A 19,825-nucleotide genomic window follows, 5' to 3' on the forward strand; every position below is an offset into this window, starting at 1 on the left:
ATGTCCGAACCGCTGCTGTTCTCATCTGTGAACTTTTGGCTGATGGTCATCCCCGAAGCCATGAACTTTCTACCGAACTTGTTAAGTCTTTCTATGTGCTGCATGTGACATGCACTACAGTCCATGCCTGTCTGAGTCGCAAATGCAGGCAAGGCCTTCACTTCACTCGTAAGACCTACAAATGCCAGCAGACCGACTGCCACCACACTCTTAGCATTCATTTTCATCATATTTATTCTCCCTTTCAAATTAAAACGGTTTTAAAACCATTATGTTTTATTATAGCGTGTGATCAATATTTTTTTAATGAATAACAACTTATTTACCAAAATCGTACTATAATGAAAAAATAGATCATTTAGAAAAGGGACCGCATGATGTTAGGAAGAACAGGAGTATTATTTTTGGTGGCGGCAAGCTTTCTCTCTGCCTCACCCATGCAAACCATCTATGTGCAGAAATGTGCAAGCTGCCACGGTGCCAATGGGAATATAAAGGCAATGGGCAGATCCAAAGCGATCAATGGTATGTCCGCTGAAAGCATAGAAAAAGCGATGGCTGAGATCGCATCAGGCGAAAGAAAGTCTATGGGGTTTGTCAAAAGTACAAAAGAAGCGTTTATCAAAAAACACAGCAAAGAAGAACTTGATGAACTAGCCGCCTATATCCATGGCCTGCAATAGGGAAATGCTCTTCGATCATGCGAGTTTCAAAAGCTGTAACAGTTCTATGGTAGAATACAACATAAAAAGTTTTGGAAGTACCTTTAAATGAATACTATAGACGACACTGAGATCCTGCATAAGATCATAGAACTCCAATCCTGTATCATTCACGGCAGGAACATCAAACCCCTGCTGCATCAGAACATCGATTTTTACCTTGAAAAATCGGCTGCAGACATCATTACACTCTATATGCATCATGATGAGACCGTCCAGATAGACTACATCCTGGAAAAACACAGACATTTTGCGCATCTCTTAAAAAAATATGTTGATGATAAAAAACATTCTAAATGGGAAGAATTTGCAGAGCACTGCAAAAAACATTTTGCTTCCAGGGTCCAATACCGCAGAGTGACCGATCTCTCACAGCTCTTTCACGGGTTATTGACTAAAAAGGAAGCCGCATCCTTTGAAGCAGAACTGAAGATGCAACAGACCATCATGATGCCGATGTATGCTTTTGATAACAAAGAGATCATTGGCTATATCTGCTTTTTGTTCCAGTCCGAGGCTGAAGCCGACATCAAAAAGCTGGAAGCGGTCAGGACATCATTTCAGATCCTGCTGCAGCCCCTTTATGACAGTGAACACCGTACCTTCTTCACCAGATGTATGCGTATAGACGAAAAGTTGGAACTGCTGACGCCAAAGGAAAAGAAGATCGTACATTATGTGCTGGATGGTGCATGCTACCAAGAAGTCGCTGATGCACTGCATATTTCGACCAATACGCTGAAAACGCACATGAGAAATATCTTTAACAAGTATAATGTCAATTCAAAGATAGAGCTGTACAACAAGCTGAATGGGCATTTATAGCCATTGTATTTAAAATTGGATGAGTATTGAGAGGTTGAGAGGAAGGGTATTTGCACAAATACCCTTTGATCATGGTTGGATGATCGTTCTTTTAGCGACGTCCGCCGCCACCGCCACCGCTGCCACGCATGGATCCGCCCATTGAACCTGCACCTGATCTGCCCGGATTGCTCCCGTTGTATTGGTACTGGTGTTCATTTTGGTATTTATATTCATTTCTGTACGTGTTTCCGCTGCCATCTTTTAGTCTTTTCTGCTGTTGCGTTTGCAGCTTCTGCTGCGTTTGTAGATGCTCTTGAAGACTGTCCTGCGCTGCAAAAAGTGAAGGTGAAGCAAGAAGTGCTGCCGTACCGAAAGTGATGAAGATCTTTTTCATGGTATTCCTTTAAATGTAGTTCTTGTTTATTACATAAAAAGTATAGAAAAAAAGTGTGAAGTGAGTATGAAGCGAAAGGAGACTATCTTCGCCCTCCTCCGCCTCCGCCACCCGGAGCACCGCCACCTGCTGATCCACCCATGCCGCCGCCCATTGAGCCGCCTACGAAGTTGCTCTGCTGCGAGCCGTCGTTGAACTTGAACTCGAACCTGGATCTATTGTCATAGTCATAGGTTTTTGATCTGTTCTTTGGAGCGTCCTCCTCTTTGGATCCGATACCGTTGGCATCATACTCGTCCTTAAATACAAAGCGTGACTGCTTGACGGACTCTTGCTTCTGAGGTTCCGGTTTTGGAAGCACCTTCTTGGTTCCGGCCTGCTCAAGGATACTGCCGAGCCCCTTTTCCTCTGCATGAAGTGACAGGGTGCCAAATATACAAAGTGTAGGGAGTATATATTTATATCTCATGATTGACACCTTTCTTAATTTTTTACCATTATAGTAAAAATGTATGAAAAAAGTATGAAGTACTGTTTCCCCAGTGTGCTATAATAATCTTCAGGAGTGCCTATGAAAATTTTATTATTGGAAGATGATATAGGATTGGGTGACATCATGTCTGAGTACCTTGAAGACAATGATTTCGAGCTGGACCTTGTCTATGACGGCGAAGAAGCACTGGACAAAGCCTATGAAACGAAGTATGACCTCTATATCTTCGATGTCAATGTACCGGCGATCAAAGGGTTCGACCTGCTCAAAACACTGCGCGACAACGGCGATGCCACCCCTACGATATTTGTGACCTCGCTCAATGACATCGAAGATGTTTCAAAAGGCTTCGAAAGTGGCGCGGATGACTACCTCAAAAAACCTTTTGAACTCGCAGAGCTTCTTCTGCGCATCAAGAACATCCAGAAACGCTCCTACACACAACAGCGTTCCAACATGATAGAGATAGACAAGGACATCTCTTTTGACATAGAGACAGAACTTCTGTATGTGGGCGAAGAGAGTATCTCTCTGCCGCAGAAAGAGCTCAAACTGCTCAAGCACTTCCTGAAACACCCCAATGAGATCATCACCTTTGAGGATCTTTACACTGTGCTCTGGGATTATGATGAAACCTCTTCGGCAGAATCATTGAGAGCCCACATAAAGAACCTGAGAAAACACCTTTCCAAAGACATGATACACAACCTCAGAGGACTGGGGTACAGGTTTGAAATGAAAGCTTCCGACTGATGCGTGCCAGTACCAAAAGTCTTATCATCTTTATGGTGGTCTACCTGGGTTCACTGGGCATATTGGCCACCTGGATCGGTTATCTTTATTATGAGGACCGGAAAAAACTCCTGATCGATAAAATGCATTTGGAAATGCGCTATAAAGCAAGAAGTATCAATGCACAGCTGGAATACTACCATATGAACCAAAGCGAACAGTTCACTTTTTATGATGAGGGGTATGACATCGCCCTCTATGACAACCAGAGGGAACTGATCGCTTCCACGTTTATGAGCAGCACGATAGACTTCTCAAAACTCTTTTATGACCATGAAGGCAAATACTATCTTGTCGAATCGCTTTTTAATGAGTATCTCGGTGTCAAATACATAGTCATTGCAAAAGCGCTTGATACCAGCAAGCTTGATGAAGTACTGCAGCAGATCATCCGTGTGGCGGTCTATGGGTTTGCTTTTCTGCTGCTGGTCGCCTTTCTGCTGGCAAGGATCATGCTCTACCCTGTCAAAAGGTCCATTGCTGCGCTGACCAAGTTCATGAAAGATGCCACGCATGAGATGAACACCCCTATCAGCACGATACTGATGAGCTATGAACATATGGACAAAGAGAACCTGAACGCCAAACAGCTCCGTTCGCTCGATCGCATCGATATAGCGACCAAAACACTCTCAGGCCTCTACAGAGACCTCTCTTTTGCTTCATTCCATGATTATATAGAGTATGAAGATACACCGATCAGCATCAAAGAGGTGGTCCTGGAGAGAGTAAAATATATGGATACACTGATACAGTTCAAAGCCTTGCAGGTGAAGCAGGAACTGGTGGAAAGACATATCAATATGGATAAACGAAAGCTGATCCTGCTGATAGACAACCTGCTCTCCAATGCGATCAAGTTCTCTAAAAAAGGCGGTCGTATAGAACTGGTGCTGACAGAGAAGTATTTGAGTGTAAAAGATTATGGTCTGGGGATATCAAAAGAAGATCAGAAAAACATCTTCAAGCGTTTCAGATCGACCAATACACTGCAGGGAGGATTTGGTGTGGGACTGGACATCGTCAGTCAGATCTGCAAAGAGTACCATATCAGAATAGAACTGGAATCAGCGCCTTCGAAAGGAAGTGAATTTAGACTGGTCCTTCCGGACTAGTCTATTTTGCGTCCTGCATAGTAGTTGATCTTCCAGCCCTCTTCTTCTTTTGAAAAATAGAGTTTTTTGCTTTTCCCGTCTTCCGTATATTCGACCGTTTCTCTTGTATCGCCGTTCTTGGATACGGAAACTATCGTTATATCAGGGGAGAGATTTCTTGAAAGAAGATCAGAAGAGAGTCTCTTTTCCACTTCCTCAAGGGCAGCCGGATCCTCTTCTATCTTTTTCAGTTTGGCCTTGAAATCAGGATCTCTCAGTGCAAGCCTCAGACCAAATGTTTCAAGGGTCATGATGTATGACTCACGGGTCATCAATGCTTTCACTGAAACGAGATCACCGCTATAGAGTGCCTTATAGTAGAGACCGATGATCTCAGCAGGTTCAAGGTTCGACTTATCGCCAGGCATGGTATCTCTTATTGCTCACGTGCAATGGCAGCGGTAAAGGCGTCAAGGTGACTGAGGCTTCCCTCTTTGAGGTTATCATAGACACTGACCACATCTGCCGGCATACCCACAGAGGCATGTTCCAGGTCGTCGATATCTGTCAGCTCGATCATCTCACCGACTTTTAGTGCATCCAGCAGTGATGTTTCACCCTCTGCCACACAGGTATCATAAAGCTCCTGCAGTACAGGCAGTACAAAGTTACCCACACTCGCCTCATCGACACCGTCGATGCTCACGCCGTACTTCACACACAGTTCTCTGGCAGCATCGATGTGTCTCTGCTCTGAGATCTGAATGGAGGCAAACGTAGTTTCATCCGTATAGAGTTTACCAAGGGTGATATAGACATCTCTCGCAACTTTCTCTTCCTGATAGATGAAAAAGAGCATATCTTTCTGCTCTTCGGTAAGTACTACGGTCGTCTCTTCAGTCACCTCTTCTGCATAGGCAGCAGAAGAAAGCAGTGCTGCTCCTGATGCTCCTACCGCTAACATTTTGGTTAAAAAGTTTCTACGGCTATTTGTATTAGTATTATTATTCTTCATTATTGATCCTTTTAGAATATTTTTTAATGACAAACGCAGTATAAGGTAGAAGTATGAAGAGAGTGTGAAGCATGCAGTTCACACTTCACAAGCACTTCAGGCAAACCGATCACTGCTCGCGTGCGATCGCAGCGGTGAAGGCGTCAAGGTGACTGAGGCTTCCCTCTTTCAGGTTTTCAAAGACAGTTACCACATCTGCCGGCATACCCACAGAGGCATGTTCCAGGTCGTCGATATCGGTGATCTCTATCAGCTCACCTACTTTCAGTGCATCCAGCAGCGACGTTTCACCCTCTGCCACACAGGTATCATAAAGCTCCTGCAGTACAGGCAGGACGAAATTACCCACACTCGCTTCATCCACACCGTCGATGCTCACACCGTACTTCTCACATAACCCTCTGGCCGAATCGATATGTCTCTGCTCTGATATCTGAATAGAGGCAAAAGTGTTTTCATCCGTGTAGAGTTTACCCAGGGTGATATAGACATCTCTGGCAACCTTCTCTTCCTGATAGATGAAGAAGAGCATATCTTTCTGCTCTTCGGTCAATACAGGTGCTGTATCTTTCTTCCCTTTGGCCTCTGCAGTACTGCTCAGCAGTGCTACTCCGCTCATTCCTGTAATTAGCATTTTAGACAAAAAGTTCCTACGGCTGTTGGTGTTGTTCTTCATATTCTTCCTTTTAGAATGTTTTATAATCACAAACACAGTATAAGGTAGAAGTGTTAAGGAAGTGTTAAGATAATAAGATAATTATATCTAATGGTGAAATATAAGGTCATCTCTGCTTAATTGACCCGGGCTCGTTTTCCCCATCACTGCCAAAAGTGAACGTACCCCCTGGATGAGTTCCTTATGATAATTGGCTACATGTCTGGACTTTTCCAAAACGAGATACTTGCTTCGTTTGATCTCATCCATCGTTGCCAGTCCTACAGGGCAATGATGTCCTCCCGCTCCGGAACAAGTTCTTGCCCGTATGCATCCGGCAGAGATCATAAACCCTCTGGCAATGTTGACAAAGTCTGCACCATAGCATAAAAGCTCTACTATATCATCAGGGGTCAATACTTTTTCTGCAGCGATGATCCTGATATCTTCACGTAAGCCATAGTTGGCTAGAACTTCTGTGACTATGAGCAATGACTCCCGAATAGGCAATCCTATCTTGCTCATCATTTCAAGCGGTGCAGTGGCAGAACCGCCGTCACCGCCGTCTATGGTCACGAAATCCGGGATATTCTTTCCTGCCTCTTTTCTGTTTTTGAGTACCTGGGCATAGGCTTCAAATTCTTGCTTGGTCGAGATGACTATCTTAAATCCTGCCGGTTTGCCTGAAAGCTCCTGCAGCCTGGAAATGAAATCGAACAAACCTTCCAAACTGTCAGCATAGGGAAAACGGTTGGGGCTGATAAGGTCCTGATGGGCAGGCACCCCTCTGTAGTAGGCGATGTCATCACTTACTTTGACAGCTAAAAGCTTACCTCCAGTCTGCTTGGCGCCCTGTGCGAGTTTCACCTCTGTCATACGGCAAAAACACATCACTTTCTGATAACGTACTTCATCAAACCTGCCTTCAGCATCCCGAACGCCGTAAAGCCCGCTTCCCATTTGAAAAGTGATATCGGGTACACCCTCCGGCACCTGCACAGGAAAAGCGTCCAGAGGTTTGGACCAGTCTACACGAAAATAGTGCAGCTTTTCATTGTCAAAAATAAAAGTCCCTCTGTCCTTCTGTCGTACCACCATCCTTCTATAGACACGCTGCGAGACCTCTCTGTTGGTGAGAAATCTTAACAGATGATACACCGTTTTGGCGAACCAGGTGCCTTTTTTGATCTCAAGACAGGTGCTGACACATCCAGAGAGGTTCAGGGGAGCCAGAAAATTGGAAGTGAGTCCTCCTTCTCCGGTATTAATGGGAAAGTTCCCTTTATGGGCTCCTATGGAAAATGCCCGTGTCCCTTCCGGGGAGATCGCTCCGTCACTCATGGCCGAACGCCCGATGATACTTTTGCTTACATAGGGTTCCCTTCTGTTCGGACCGAACGTGACAGAAAATGTTTCATCCACTTCACCCAGTTCTTTAACAAGGTTGGCATGTTTGAAAAGGGTCTTCTGGTTGGTGTAAGGCGTGGTCGGTGAAAAAGAGAGGTAGGGACTTTTGGCCTCCGATACCTTGTTGATCCAGTCCAGTTTTTCAAAAGAGTCGTAAAAGGTCTCATCACCGAAATACTGACGCATGGGATTGCGCAACAGGTAAAAGAAGTATCTCATCCGACCTATCAGCGGATAGTTGATAAGCAGTTGATTTTTCCTCTGTATATACCTGTCATAGATCGCCACAGAGACCATCACGAACAACAGTGCCAACAGCAGAAGTTTTACCAATATACTCCACTCTGATCCAAGCAGAGAAAAAGAGCTGAATATATTTTTATCATTCATCTTTTTTATCCTTGAAGAGTACATTGTCCAGACTGTACTTCCCTGCACCGACACTCATCAGTATCATAAAGAACAGCAGATAGTAAAGAGGAATTTCGATGCCGTTGTTCGCAACGGAGAATCCATTGCCGGCATGGACGAAGAATATGGCACCGATCATCACACATGCAAGCAGTACAGAGATGTAGCGGGTAAATAGACCCAGGACCAGAAGCACTATACCGATGGTCTCAATACCTGAGACCAGATAGGTGGTCAAGGCCGGCAAGGGGATAGAGAGGGTTTCGAACCAGGCGATGGTATCTTTCAGATAATTTATCTTCAGCAGTGCAGGCGTGGCAAAGCCATACGCCAAAAGCAGACGAAGTGCCAAAAGGATCAGATTCGCAGGATACGATAAAAGTACAGCAAGCTCACTGAAAACATTTCGCATACATACTCTCCCTGTCACACTGAATACACGTCATCTTTCAAGTATATCTCTATGGGTGTGTATTCAGTGTGTAAAGGAACCTAAGCTGCCGTGGACCTGAAACGACATTCACCGAGCGTGACGGTCTTGCCTTTTTCTATCTGGGAGAGGATGTACTTCAGCGTGCTTTCTGCATCGGTCTCCGGCATCTCTTCCGCTATGATGCGCAGTGCCTCTTTTTCGCTGGTCTTCTGCCACTTTTTCTCATAGGTGTATTGGGTATATATCTCCGTCAAATCAGATCCATCCCAGCTCTGCGAAGATAGGCTCCATCTCCATCCACCAGTTTTCAAACCGCACCGCGACGTCATTCACCACTTTCTCTTCGTTTTTCCACTCATGAAGCTTTTCCAGGATCAAGGGCTTGTTCTCCACAGCGATCTTATCAGACCCCTCTACCTGTTTGATCACTTCTTCTATTTTCTGTTTCATGATTCCATCCTTTTTGCTTATTTTAGCCAATCTACAGATATTGTCAATATAACGCACCTTTACCCTGAATTAGTAAAAATCAGTAAAAATAAGTTAAAATAGCGCCATCAAAAAAAGGAACGATACATGCCAACACAATTTCTCAAAGAATTTATCCAAAAAGAGTCTTCTTCAGGGATCATACTTATCTTTATTACGATCCTAGCACTGCTGCTGCAGAACAGTTTCATGTCCAGTTTCTACTCAAGTTTCCTGCATACTCCCGTAGAGATACGCTTTGGTGACCTACAGATAGACAAACCGCTTTTTTTATGGGTGAATGACGGACTGATGGCCATTTTCTTCTTTCTTATAGGGCTAGAGGTGAAGCGCGAGGTCAACGAGGGGCACCTTTCATCCCTCTCCCAGGCCTCACTGCCTGTGATCGCTGCCCTGGGTGGTATGCTGGTACCGGCTTTGGTCTTCATCGCTTTTAACAAAGGTGAATCCTTCGCTATGAACGGCTGGGCCATCCCGACAGCGACCGACATCGCTTTTGCTTTGGGTATTCTGTCTTTGCTTGGCAACAGGGTCCCTGTCTCTCTGAAGATCTTTTTGATGGCATTGGCCATTATCGATGACCTCGGTGCCATTGTGATCATTGCACTCTTCTATACTGCCGATCTCTCTTCTGTTTCCATAGCCATAGCGGGGATCTCTCTGATGGTGCTCTTTATCATGAACCGTATGAATGTTGCTATCAAATCCGCCTACATTGTCGTTGGTATCGTATTGTGGGTTTCGGTACTTAAATCAGGGGTGCATGCCACCCTTGCCGGTGTGGCGCTCGCGTTTATGATACCGCTCACTTCCAAGAACAAGCAGGGAGAGAGATTTTCCATGGCAAAAGAGATGGAGCATGACCTGCACTACTGGGTTGCCTTTTTTATCCTCCCTCTTTTTGCGTTTGTGAATGCCGGTGTGGATCTCAAAGATATCTCGATAGAAGAGATGGCCGGTCCTGTGCCTCTTGGGATCATGCTCGGTCTCTTTATCGGTAAGCAGGTAGGTGTATTTGGTTTCTCATGGCTTGCGATAAAAATGAAGATCGCCCCTATGCCTAAGGACAGTGACTGGACCATGCTCTACGGCGTGAGCGTCCTGACAGGTATAGGGTTTACCATGAGTCTTTTTGTCGATGCCCTCGCCTACGACAATGCACTGACCTATAGTTATGCAGACAAACTTGCGATCCTTACGGGATCATTCATGTCCGCTACCGCAGGGTACATCATCTTACGGATCAAAACGAATAAATAAAGGAACGGCCCGGCTTGCTGTTTCATACATTCTAAAGTTCTTTTGTCCTATCATATATAAGGCAGAGACCTAAAATAATGAAAGGATTTGGAATGATCGAGAAAAAGCAAGTTAAAAAATACATCAAGAAACAGATGGACAGTATGCTTAAAAAAGAGTTGAAACAAGAGATCAAAAAGCATATCAAAGATTACAAAAAGAAAGAAAAATCAGAAAAGCAGGCCAAAAAGGCTAAAAAAGAAAAGCAGAAGGCATAACTGCGCTTTTCCTCACCTATCCTTCCGCTAGAACGGATAGCGTGAAGGAAAACCGATCTGATTCATCCAAGGTATATCACTTCTTCGGGCTCCACAATATGGGCTTTTTTCTCCAGGGCATTGTTTATCACACTGCGCAAAATAACCTGTTTATCCTCTTCCCCATGTACCAGATAGACACGATAAAGATCTTCCATCTGCGAGATCCATTTGATGATGCCGTCCTGGTCCGCATGTGCAGAAAAGCCATTGATCGTATAGACACTGGCTTTGATCAGGATATCCTCATGAAAGATCTTGACCCAGCGTGCCCCGTCAACGATATGACGTCCCAGAGTGCCTACCGCCTGGTACCCTACAAAGATGACAGCATTTTTGGGATTCCAGAGACGGTTCTTGAAGTGATGGATGATCCTTCCGCCCGTACACATACCGCTGCCTGCAATGATAATGGCACGGCTGTCCACATCATTGATAGCCCTGGATGCTTTGACGTCAGGCGTATAGATAAGGTTTTCAAAATCGAAGACCGTACCGTCTCTTTTTTTGTAATCCTGGCACTGCTTGCTGAGCAGATGGCTGTAGTTGTTGTAGACTTCGGTCGCCCGTGTGGCCATCGGACTGTCCAAAAAGATCTTGCACTGGGGAAGTTCTTTTCTGTCATGCATCTCTTTTAAAATGCACAGGATCTCCTGTGTACGCTCCACAGCGAAAGAGGGGATCAGTACATTGCCCCAGTCACGCAAGGTATCGATGACCACACGTTTGAACTCTACGATGCTCGCTTCCACATCTTTATGGTTACGGTCCCCGTAGGTGGATTCCACATAGAGATAATTGGCATGCTTGCACTTCTGCAGATTTTGCATTACCATCGTATTGTCATTGCCTATGTCACCGGAAAATACAATGGTCCGCTCTACGCCGTCCTCTTTGTAAGTGATCTCGATAAAGGCTGCTCCCAGTATATGTCCGGCATCACGGAAGGTCACGGTTAGCCCCTCCTGCACTTCAACAGTGCTGTCATATTCGGGATGTTCCCATACCAGATCGAACGTTGCTTCCACATCGTCTTCGTCATAAAGCGGCGCTCTGACCTCGTCTTCATTGCCGCGCCGCTGTGCCTTCCTGAAATTGGTCTCAAAATCCTCTTTCATGATCTTGGCACTGTCTAGCATTATGATCTCTGCAATGTCACGTGTGGCTTCCGTTGCATAGATCACCCCTTTGAACCCCTCTTTGACCAGTTTGGGTATACGCCCCACATGGTCAAGGTGTGCATGGGTGATAAAAAGATAACTGATCTCTGAAGGATCAAAACCGAACCTGCCGTAATTTCGCTCTTCTTCAGGCCCCTGGAACATGCCGCAGTCTACAAGAATACTGGGTCCGTGTTCAATCGCCAGCAAATGACAGGATCCCGTTACTACCTCTGCCGCTCCGTATGAAGTTACTGTTGCCATCATGACTCCTTTAGATTATCTGTTCTATTGTACTTCTTAAATGGTTGTTTTATGCTGAGATTCCAGTCCACTGATATGCTCTATGGTCTGCAGCACCGTGTCGGGATTTAAACTGATGGACTCTATGCCCATCTTTACCAGCGCTTCTGCCATTTCAGGATAATCAGAAGGTCCCTGCCCGCAGATGCCGCTGTGTCTCTGGTTGCGTTTCGCACCCTCTACGGCCATCTCTATCATCTTCATGACACCGGGATCCCGCTCATCGTAGTCAAAGGCAACGATCTCTGAATCACGGTCGACACCCAGTGTCAGCTGCGTCAGGTCATTGGAGCCGATACTGATACCGTCAAAAAGTCCGCAAAATGCATCGATCTGAATGACATTGTTCGGTATCTCACACATGACATAGACCTTCAGCCCGTTCTCACCCCGCTTAAGGCCGTACTTTGCCATCGCTTCCAGTACCCTTTCGCCCTCTTCCACCCTGCGGCAAAAGGGGATCATCAGAATGACATTATCAAAGCCCATCTCTTCCCTGACGCGTTTCATGGCCGCACACTCCAGTGCAAACCCCTCTTCATACGCCGGATGGGTATAGCGTGATGCCCCGCGGAAACCGATCATGGGGTTGGCCTCCTCTGCTTCAAAGTACGCGCCTCCAAGCAGTGTCGCATACTCGTTGGTCTTGAAGTCGCTCATTCTGACGACACAGGGATTCGGATAGACCGAAGAGGCGATGCTTGCCACGCCTTCCGAGAGCGTACTAATAAAAAAGCTTTCGGGTGTTTCATGCCCGGCGGTGAGTTCGAATAGCCGTTTTTTCGTCTCCTGATCCAGTTTTTCAGGATGTATCAGGGCCATGGGGTGGGCTTTGATGAATGTGTTGATGATGAACTCCATTCTCGCCAACCCTATGCCGTCTACAGGAAGAGAAGAGAGTGAAAAGGCCATATCGGGATTGCCGAGGTTCATCATGATCTGCGTGTCCGTTTTAGGCAGGCTGCTGAGATCTGTAGCGGTCACATCGAACGCAAGCACTCCCTCATATACGACCCCTCTCTCTCCTTCGGCACAACTGACGGTGACCTCTTGTCCCTCTTCCAGTATCTCGAGGACATTTTTGGCACCTACTATGGCCGGAATGCCCAATTCTCTGGAAACGATGGCTGCATGACAGGTTCTTCCCCCGCTTTCCGTCACGATAGCGGAGGCTATTTTCATGACAGGTTCCCAGTCCGGACTTGTCGTTTCTGCCACCAGTACATCCCCGGCTTTGAATTCATGCAGTTTTGTCACATCCGTGATCTTGCGTACGATCCCGGAACCGATCTTCATCCCTACGGCCTGGCCTTCGACCAGTACCTTACTGCGATCCTTGAGCCTGTAGACTTCTATCATCGTGCCTGTTTTTCTCGACTCGACCGTTTCCGGACGCGCCTGCACGATGTAAAGTTGCCCGTCAAGACCGTCTTTTGCCCACTCTATATCCATCGGTTTCACGTAGCCTGCCTCTTCACTATAGTGGTCTTCGATCTTCATGGCATATCCTGCCAGGGTCAATACCTCTTCATCGCTGATCGAAAATCTGTTTCTCTCCTCACGGGACGTCTCTATGTTCTTTGTATACTCAGGCGCAATGATCCCTTTGCCTACCGCATCATCAAAGACCATTTTCAGCGTTTTATCGCCCAGCCTCCTCTTCAGTACAGCTCGGTACCCTTTTTTGAAAGTAGGCTTATGGACATAGAAACTGTCCGGTTCGATGGTCCCCTGCACGATATTCTCACCCAGCCCGTAGGCTGCATTGATAAAGACGACATCCTTGAAACCCGTCTCCGAATCGATGGAGAACATCACCCCGCTCTCGCCGAGGTCGCTTCTGACCATTTTCATCACCACCACACTGAGGTAGACCTTCAGATAGTCAAATCCATGGACGAATTTATAGTGTATGGAACGGTCGGTAAAATTGGAAGCCAGGCAGCGTTTGTAGGCATCCAGGAGCGCATCGAATCCGTCTATGTTCAGGTAACTCTCGTTCTGCCCTGCGAACGAGGCTTCCGGAGAGTCTTCTGCGGTCGCAGAGCTTCTGACCGCGAGGGTCACCTCTTCTCCATATTCGGCCTTTAACGCTTCGTAGGCGCTGCGTATCTGTGCTATCAGTTCCTCAGGCAGTTCGCACGCATGGATGATCTCTCTGCAGCGCTTCCCCCTCTTCTGCAGCTGTGTCACATCATCGGGGTCCATCGTATCGAGCTGGGCATGCAGCTTCTTCCATGCATCATTCCTATCGAGTATCATGCGGTATGCATCTGCTGTGATCGCAAAACCGTTGGGGATGCGTATCCCCTCTTTCGTAAGCTTTTGGTACATCTCCCCCAAAGAGGCATTTTTACCGCCAACCAGCTCAACATCCTTGATGCCAAGTTCTTTGAACCATTTGATATACTGTGACATGCATACTCCTTTTGGCTATTGTATTCCAATTAAACCATAAAATCAAACTGTTCGCTTTTCACCCTGTTCCGAATGACGCATTTATTTTAGTATAACTGTCGTATGTGTAATGTTTATGCAGGCTGTGGGAAAAAAAGTCTGACAAACTTAATGAAACTATAAACAAAAGGGAGTAAACTTAAAAAAAAGTCAATGGGATGATCATGAAATATCTGCTTACGCTTATCAAAAAGTTTTTCATTAAAATTTGGGATTTTATTTTCTTTTTTTTCGGTATGCCCTATGAAGAACAGGCCAAAAAATTAAATTGGGATGAGAAGGATGCCGCTTTTAGAGGTCCCGAAAACCCGAAAACCAAAAAAACCTATTACAGGCCAAACAAAGTCAGTAAAAAGTAATGCTTGCAGGCCTGTGACCCAAACTGCGTATTCCTGCTTGGATACCCCGGCTATATTCCTAACATTCGATCCTCTTTCACCTCTTTGTCAAAAAAAAATAGATAAAATCATTATATAGAAGAAGATATTCTCAAACTATCAAAGGGATCGGGATCTAAACATGCTAGAAATCATTGTTGCAGCTATAGGTATCGCGACTTTTTTAAATATTTTTTTAAAAAAACTTCAAATTCCTACGATCATAGGGTTTATCGCTACAGGTACCATTATTTCTTATCTATTCGGGCTGCATGATGCCACAAACTCCCATGACCTCAAACTGATCGGTGAATTCGGTGTCGTTTTTTTAATGTTCACCATCGGTCTGGAGTTTTCCGTCAAACACTTGATGCGGATGAAAAAGGAAGTATTTTTGTATGGCGGACTACAGGTCATACTCACGGCCACACTGATCACGATGATCGCCATGTATGCTTTTGGCCTGGACAGCAATGCTGCCGTGATCGTTGGCGCCGCCCTTGCACTCTCTTCTACTGCGATCGTGCTGAAACTGCTCAATGAGAGCGGTGACATCAATCAGGAGTACGGACAGAGATCACTTGGGATCCTGCTCTTCCAGGATGTGGCGGTTATTCCGATCCTTCTTATGATCACGATCTTCTCGGTAAAAGATATTCCCGTACATTCGATCTTGCTTCAGACCCTGGTCGCTGCGATCGGTCTGTTCATACTGCTCTGGCTGACAGGGAAATACCTGCTTGAGCCGTTTTTGTTTGAGGTCACGAAGATCAGTTCGCATGAGATCTTCATAGGTTCCATTCTCTTTCTGGTTCTGGCTGCATCAAGCATCGCGCATTTGATCGGTTTTTCCTATTCACTGGGCGCATTTCTGGCAGGAATGCTTATCGCGGAAACCCGCTACAAACATCAGATCGAAGCGGACCTGATCCCCTTTAGAGATCTGCTTCTGGGGGTCTTCTTCGTGACGGTAGGGATGCAGATCCAATTTGCCGTTATCGCTGATTATGTGCTGCTGATCACCCTGCTTTTGACAGGTCTGATCGTACTGAAGGTCAGTATGATATTTTTACTTTTGCAGTTTGAGACATCAAAAAGAGTGGCCCTTAAAAGTGCCCTCTCTCTTTTTCAGCTCGGAGAGTTCGGTTTGGTGGTCTTCGAATTGGCTAGTGCGAAAAAACTGGTCGATCCAACTACCTCTCAGGTACTGATCGTGGTCATTATCCTGTCGATGATACTCACGCCGTTCTTGCTCAGGCATATTTCAGCCATTACGGACTATTTGATGCCCGCCAAAAACGGGGAAGCGGTCGATATGGCGCGTCTTTCCAAACATTACTCGGACCATGTGATCATCATCGGGTACGGAAGACTCGGAAGGCATATCGCCAAATTGCTCGAACGCAACGGACTTAAATATCTTGTCGTGGAACAGAATATCAAGACCGTCGAAGATGCACAGAAACAGGGAAAACCTATCGTGTTCGGAAATGCGGCCCAAAAACATATTCTCGAAGCCCTGAATATCTACGAAGCCTCCTCTGTGGTCATAGCCCTGGGCAACAGCGAAAAATTGTATCTGGTATGTGAGACGATAAGAGAACTATCGCAGGATGTCAAGACCGTGGTGAAGGTCAACAGCTATCAGGAAAAAGAGATGCTCATGGAGCTCGGTCTGACCCACATCCTTGTTGAAACGGAACAGACGGCACAGAGTATGTACAAAGAAGCCCTGAAAGTGGATATTCCAGGTATGCATTAAAGTTAAAAGAGAGTTTTTGGTCTATAATATCATCAGTAACACTATCAAGGAACCAAACAATGGGGATCATAAAAGCATACAAACTGACTGACGGTTTTGATTTTGACAAGATCAAAAAAGAGGCTGTGGAGCGATTTCGGGCCAAAGTTTTAAAAGAGGTGGTTATCTTTGAAAAGAACGGAAATCACTGCTTTTTATTCAAATACGGTGTTGCCATATTCTGGGACTTTGAAGAGGTGGATTATTTCCTGAAACAGATCCATCCTTCTCTGACCGGGATCAAGACCTCTGAAGACTACAACTACATGATCTCCCAATCCCTGCCTGTCAAGATCGAATTCGATACGATCTACATGGATTCCGACGATGAGCTTAGAAAACTCTCCATATCCTATGCGATCGAACAGTCGATCAAACTCGAAGAGTTCGAAACCTCCATCAAAAGGACCCTCGAGGAAACAGAGCATATTCCTTTGGACCTGGCAGAGAACGGCAGGGTCAAGATGAGCCGTAAGGAACTGGCAAAAAAAAGAGGCCGTCTTTTTATCACGAAATCGGACATCTATTTACATTTTGAACTTTTGGATACACCGGAGTTTTTCTGGGAATATCCCGAACTGGATATCTACTATCAAAGTATGCGCAAATACCTCGAGCTTCAGCCCCGTATCGAGATCCTTAACAGAAAAATGGGTGTCATACAGGAGATATTGAACATTCTGGCCGATGAACAGAACCACAAGCACAGCAGCACGCTGGAATGGATCATTATCATTCTCATTGCGATCGAGATCGTACTGTTCATCGGATATGACCTATAAGTTAGGTATCCTCAGCAAGGTCCTATGCCCTAGCGCTTATAGGTATGGACTCTCTTGAGCGTACCGTCCCTTCCCAAACGGTAAACGTCCAGATCATTTGCGATGAAGAGCCTGCCAGTGTAGAGAGACCGTATCTCATCATGGATCAACTCTACACCTGTGTCACTCTTTGTGTTGTATCTGGGGTTGATGTGGGTGGCGATCAGGTTCTTGACATGGTATCTCTCAACGGTCTCCCCAAGCACTTTAGCCGTGGTATGCATCACTTTCACGGCAAGATGATCGTAGGCCTCCTGCGTGTAGGTGGCCTCATGCACCAGCAGGTCAAGCCCCTCAAGAGAGGCACCCAGCACATCCGGCCTGCTGTTGTCTCCGGCTATGATCACCGACCTTCCCGGTATGGGTTCAAGCATATACTCCCTGGGTTCAAGCAACTTTCCCTGAAAAGTGACACTATGTCCTTTCTGTAATTCTCCGTAAAGCCGTGAAGGCTCCAGTCCTATCTCCCTCAGTTTTTTTTCATTGATCTTGTTGGTGATCGCATCTTCTTTGATAGAGAAGGCGAAACTCTCAACAGAGTGTTCCAGTGCCAGGACCTTCAGATCGAACCTGTCAAACCGGTACGTCTCATCGGCTTCAAATTCGATGATCGTCAATACATACCCCAGATTCTCCAATGAGTGGTCCAACGTACAGTCGAGGAATTTTTTGATACCTTTGGGTCCATAGATCCTCAGGGGTCTGAACGCGGTGTCTAGTTTTTTGGAACTCAACAATCCCGGCAGTCCATAATAGTGGTCCCCATGCATATGGGTGATAAAGATCGTGTCAAGTCTGCCAAGGGAGAGCCTGCTGCGCAAGATCTGATGCTGTGTCGCTTCACCGCAGTCAAAGAGGTACCATTTGTTGTCCTGCTCAAACTGCAGTGCCATGGCAGATACATTTCTCTCTTTGGTAGGTTTACCTGCACTCGTACCCAAAAATGTCAGCTCCAAACTATTCTCCTTTGTCAGATGCAGTTCAATTGCTCTCTTTTCAAGTATCTTAACGTAAATATAATTTCAATAGGGGGTAGATAAATGATTGTAGTATATCTTTAATGCGTAATGTGACCGTCATTTCCGGGTCAAGGGATAAAGAGGTCTTTTTTCTCTTTATCCTTTTTAGCCCGATATTCTATTTGATCTTGATATTCTATTTTATCTTGATCTTTTTGGTCTCTTTTTTGCTTCTTTCCATTTTCGGTATGACCACTTCGAGTACACCGTCTTTTGAATTTGCTTCTATGTTTTCCGTGTCTACGTTGTCCGGCAGCGTAAAACTTCTTTGGAACTTTCCATAAGAACTCTCCATCTTGTAATAGTCTTTCTCTTTGACCTCTTTTTTCGTTTTTCGCTGGCCTGAGATCGTCAGGACATCATCTTTGATATCTACATCGATGTCATCTTTTTTAACACCGGGAAGGTCCACCTCGATATGATAGGCATACTCGCCCTCTCTAGTATTTACAGAGGGTTTGAAGCTTGCGAACTCGCTGCTGGTGTCTGGCAGGTTCAATGCACTCGACAATCTCTCTTCGAGATCTCTAAACTCTCTCATAGGGTCAAATTTGGTCAATAACATGTGTGCTCCTTTTTATTTTGTTTATAATATTACTATATAACTATAGTCTATAAATGTCAAGTAGTTTCACAAAATTTGCAACGCATAATATGTTATACTTTAGCACGATCGATTACCAAACTTTACAAGGAGAAGATCATGAAAGCTTTGATCATCACTGCAGACCTTTTTGAAGATTCCGAATTAGAGATCCCCTATGAAACGCTTGAAAGATCAGGCACTACGGTGGATATAGCTTCTATAAAAAAAGGCAAGGTCACCGGAAAACATGGCTACAGTATAGATGCCGCTATGGCACTGGATGAAGTAGATCCTGATATCTATGATCTGCTGGTCCTTCCCGGCGGCAAGGCACCTTCCGCACTCCGCAAAGAGGCAAAGGCACTGGAAATTGCCCAGCATTTTTTTGACCAGCACAAACTGGTTGCCGCCATATGCCACGGACCGCAGATACTGATCTCTGCCGGTTTAATGGAAGGAAGGGTGGCCACAGGGTACAAAAGTATCGCTGATGAGCTAAAAGAAGCCGGTGCGATATATAAGGACCAAAGCGTGGTCATAGATAAAAACCTCATTACGTCCAGGCAGCCTTCGGACCTCACTGCTTTTATGGAAGCCATTCAAGACCATTTGGATGCTGCAGCCTCTAAAAGATAATGGAACAGCCGCATAGATGGGTACGGGAACGGTTCGCGCTCGAAGAAGGATTTTGCAGTAAACTATTTGATAAAAAAGCAAAGTTCGGTTTTCAGGGATTCGGTGAAGCGGTCTATTACCGTACCTACAGCCGGATCAAACCTGACGGTACACAGGAGCACTGGGCAGATACGGTCATACGGGTGATCAACGGGGTGATGTCGATAAGAAAAGATCACTACCTGCAGCACGCCCTGGAGTGGGATGAGACAAAATGGCAGCGCTATGCCCAAAAGCTCGCGACAACAATGTTCGAGATGAAATGGCTGCCTCCCGGGCGCGGATTGTGGATCATGGGTACGGAGTACATCTATGAACGTGGCAGTGCCGCACTGAACAACTGCGGCGCGGTGGACAC

The 19,825-nt window shown here is 45.7% G+C and carries 24 protein-coding genes and 1 pseudogene; 11 read left to right on the plus strand and 14 right to left on the minus strand.

The window, feature by feature from the left end; translation table 11 throughout:
• Positions 1-230 (minus strand): hypothetical protein (locus VIM88_RS03765; RefSeq protein WP_331861548.1); only part of this gene is annotated, 230 nt, incomplete at its 3' end.
• 147 nt (positions 231-377) lie between these two features.
• Between VIM88_RS03765 and VIM88_RS03770 the strand changes: the two genes are divergently transcribed.
• Positions 378-683 carry a c-type cytochrome gene (locus VIM88_RS03770; protein WP_331861549.1) on the plus strand — a complete coding sequence of 102 codons (306 nt, stop codon included), beginning with the start codon at positions 378-380 and terminating at the stop codon, positions 681-683.
• An 87-nt stretch (positions 684-770) separates the two neighbouring features.
• On the plus strand, positions 771-1,547 hold the full coding sequence (locus tag VIM88_RS03775; protein ID WP_331861550.1) for a helix-turn-helix transcriptional regulator: 777 nt from the start codon (positions 771-773) through the stop codon (positions 1,545-1,547).
• Between the two features lie 91 nt (positions 1,548-1,638).
• Here the strand turns inward: VIM88_RS03775 and VIM88_RS03780 are convergent, their stop codons facing one another.
• Positions 1,639-1,923 (minus strand): hypothetical protein, encoded by a 285-nt coding sequence (locus VIM88_RS03780; RefSeq protein WP_331861551.1) that lies wholly within the window; start codon positions 1,921-1,923, stop codon positions 1,639-1,641.
• Between the two features lie 82 nt (positions 1,924-2,005).
• Positions 2,006-2,392 (minus strand): hypothetical protein, encoded by a 387-nt coding sequence (locus VIM88_RS03785; protein ID WP_331861552.1) that lies wholly within the window; start codon positions 2,390-2,392, stop codon positions 2,006-2,008.
• Between the two features lie 102 nt (positions 2,393-2,494).
• Between VIM88_RS03785 and VIM88_RS03790 the strand changes: the two genes are divergently transcribed.
• Both VIM88_RS03790 and VIM88_RS03795 read left to right on the plus strand, forming a co-directional pair.
• Positions 2,495-3,169, plus strand: a complete 675-nt coding sequence (locus VIM88_RS03790) for a response regulator transcription factor (RefSeq protein ID WP_331861553.1) — start codon at positions 2,495-2,497, stop codon at positions 3,167-3,169.
• A complete protein-coding gene (locus VIM88_RS03795) occupies positions 3,169-4,323 on the plus strand; it encodes a HAMP domain-containing sensor histidine kinase (protein ID WP_331861554.1) in 1,155 nt (384 codons plus the stop codon). The genes VIM88_RS03790 and VIM88_RS03795 overlap by 1 nt, the downstream gene beginning before the upstream one ends.
• On the opposite strand, the gene VIM88_RS03800 is transcribed toward VIM88_RS03795, so the two are convergent.
• The 7 genes from VIM88_RS03800 to VIM88_RS03830 form a co-directional block, all read right to left on the minus strand.
• Positions 4,320-4,730 (minus strand): hypothetical protein, encoded by a 411-nt coding sequence (locus VIM88_RS03800; protein WP_331861555.1) that lies wholly within the window; start codon positions 4,728-4,730, stop codon positions 4,320-4,322. The two genes, VIM88_RS03795 and VIM88_RS03800, sit on opposite strands and share 4 nt — an antisense overlap.
• 8 nt (positions 4,731-4,738) lie before the next feature.
• Positions 4,739-5,266 (minus strand): DUF2202 domain-containing protein, encoded by a 528-nt coding sequence (locus VIM88_RS03805; protein ID WP_331861556.1) that lies wholly within the window; start codon positions 5,264-5,266, stop codon positions 4,739-4,741.
• A 160-nt stretch (positions 5,267-5,426) separates the two neighbouring features.
• A complete protein-coding gene (locus VIM88_RS03810; protein WP_331861557.1) occupies positions 5,427-5,993 on the minus strand; it encodes a DUF2202 domain-containing protein in 567 nt (188 codons plus the stop codon).
• 87 nt (positions 5,994-6,080) lie between these two features.
• Positions 6,081-7,769 carry an FMN-binding glutamate synthase family protein gene (locus VIM88_RS03815; RefSeq protein ID WP_331861558.1) on the minus strand — a complete coding sequence of 563 codons (1,689 nt, stop codon included), beginning with the start codon at positions 7,767-7,769 and terminating at the stop codon, positions 6,081-6,083.
• A complete protein-coding gene (locus VIM88_RS03820) occupies positions 7,762-8,202 on the minus strand; it encodes a DoxX family protein (RefSeq protein WP_331861559.1) in 441 nt (146 codons plus the stop codon). Before VIM88_RS03820 ends, VIM88_RS03815 begins: the two co-directional genes overlap by 8 nt.
• Before the next feature lie 80 nt (positions 8,203-8,282).
• Positions 8,283-8,477 carry a hypothetical protein gene (locus VIM88_RS03825; RefSeq protein WP_331861560.1) on the minus strand — a complete coding sequence of 65 codons (195 nt, stop codon included), beginning with the start codon at positions 8,475-8,477 and terminating at the stop codon, positions 8,283-8,285.
• 1 nt (position 8,478) lies between these two features.
• Complete coding sequence (locus VIM88_RS03830; protein ID WP_331861561.1) at positions 8,479-8,673, minus strand: hypothetical protein; 195 nt, start codon at positions 8,671-8,673, stop codon at positions 8,479-8,481.
• Between the two features lie 126 nt (positions 8,674-8,799).
• Between VIM88_RS03830 and nhaA the strand changes: the two genes are divergently transcribed.
• Positions 8,800-9,972 (plus strand): Na+/H+ antiporter NhaA, encoded by a 1,173-nt coding sequence (gene nhaA, locus VIM88_RS03835; protein ID WP_331861562.1) that lies wholly within the window; start codon positions 8,800-8,802, stop codon positions 9,970-9,972.
• Positions 9,973-10,064: 92 nt separating this feature from the next.
• The gene (locus VIM88_RS03840; RefSeq protein ID WP_331861563.1) at positions 10,065-10,229 is read left to right on the plus strand and encodes a hypothetical protein; all 165 of its coding nucleotides are present in this window, start codon (positions 10,065-10,067) and stop codon (positions 10,227-10,229) included.
• A 62-nt stretch (positions 10,230-10,291) separates the two neighbouring features.
• Here VIM88_RS03840 and VIM88_RS03845 read toward each other — a convergent pair whose 3' ends face one another.
• Together VIM88_RS03845 and ppsA are read right to left on the minus strand one after the other, a co-directional pair.
• Entirely contained in the window at positions 10,292-11,692 is a 1,401-nt protein-coding gene (locus VIM88_RS03845) for an MBL fold metallo-hydrolase (RefSeq protein WP_331861564.1), read from the minus strand.
• A 36-nt stretch (positions 11,693-11,728) separates the two neighbouring features.
• Positions 11,729-14,149 carry a phosphoenolpyruvate synthase gene (ppsA, locus tag VIM88_RS03850; RefSeq protein ID WP_331861565.1) on the minus strand — a complete coding sequence of 807 codons (2,421 nt, stop codon included), beginning with the start codon at positions 14,147-14,149 and terminating at the stop codon, positions 11,729-11,731.
• 203 nt (positions 14,150-14,352) lie between these two features.
• Between ppsA and VIM88_RS03855 the strand changes: the two genes are divergently transcribed.
• From VIM88_RS03855 to VIM88_RS03865, 3 genes are all read left to right on the plus strand, one after another.
• Positions 14,353-14,547 carry a hypothetical protein gene (locus tag VIM88_RS03855; RefSeq protein ID WP_331861566.1) on the plus strand — a complete coding sequence of 65 codons (195 nt, stop codon included), beginning with the start codon at positions 14,353-14,355 and terminating at the stop codon, positions 14,545-14,547.
• 160 nt (positions 14,548-14,707) lie between these two features.
• Complete coding sequence (locus tag VIM88_RS03860; protein ID WP_331861567.1) at positions 14,708-16,327, plus strand: cation:proton antiporter; 1,620 nt, start codon at positions 14,708-14,710, stop codon at positions 16,325-16,327.
• Between the two features lie 59 nt (positions 16,328-16,386).
• Positions 16,387-17,148: an RMD1 family protein gene (locus VIM88_RS03865; RefSeq protein WP_331861568.1), complete on the plus strand. Its 762-nt coding sequence runs from the start codon at positions 16,387-16,389 to the stop codon at positions 17,146-17,148.
• A 29-nt stretch (positions 17,149-17,177) separates the two neighbouring features.
• Here VIM88_RS03865 and VIM88_RS03870 read toward each other — a convergent pair whose 3' ends face one another.
• Entirely contained in the window at positions 17,178-18,143 is a 966-nt protein-coding gene (locus tag VIM88_RS03870; RefSeq protein WP_331861569.1) for an MBL fold metallo-hydrolase, read from the minus strand.
• Positions 18,144-18,342: 199 nt separating this feature from the next.
• On the minus strand, positions 18,343-18,771 hold the full coding sequence (locus VIM88_RS03875; protein WP_331861570.1) for an Hsp20/alpha crystallin family protein: 429 nt from the start codon (positions 18,769-18,771) through the stop codon (positions 18,343-18,345).
• 138 nt (positions 18,772-18,909) lie between these two features.
• Here VIM88_RS03875 and VIM88_RS03880 point away from each other — a divergent pair, with 138 nt between their 5' ends.
• Positions 18,910-19,428 carry a type 1 glutamine amidotransferase domain-containing protein gene (locus VIM88_RS03880; protein ID WP_331861571.1) on the plus strand — a complete coding sequence of 173 codons (519 nt, stop codon included), beginning with the start codon at positions 18,910-18,912 and terminating at the stop codon, positions 19,426-19,428.
• Positions 19,428-19,825 (plus strand): annotated as a pseudogene (locus tag VIM88_RS03885) (fused protease/ribonucleoside-triphosphate reductase); the annotation flags it as partial. The gene VIM88_RS03880 and the pseudogene VIM88_RS03885, both read left to right, overlap by 1 nt.

It is taken from the genome of Sulfurovum sp., assembly GCF_036568385.1.
GTDB lineage: Bacteria > Campylobacterota > Campylobacteria > Campylobacterales > Sulfurovaceae > Sulfurovum.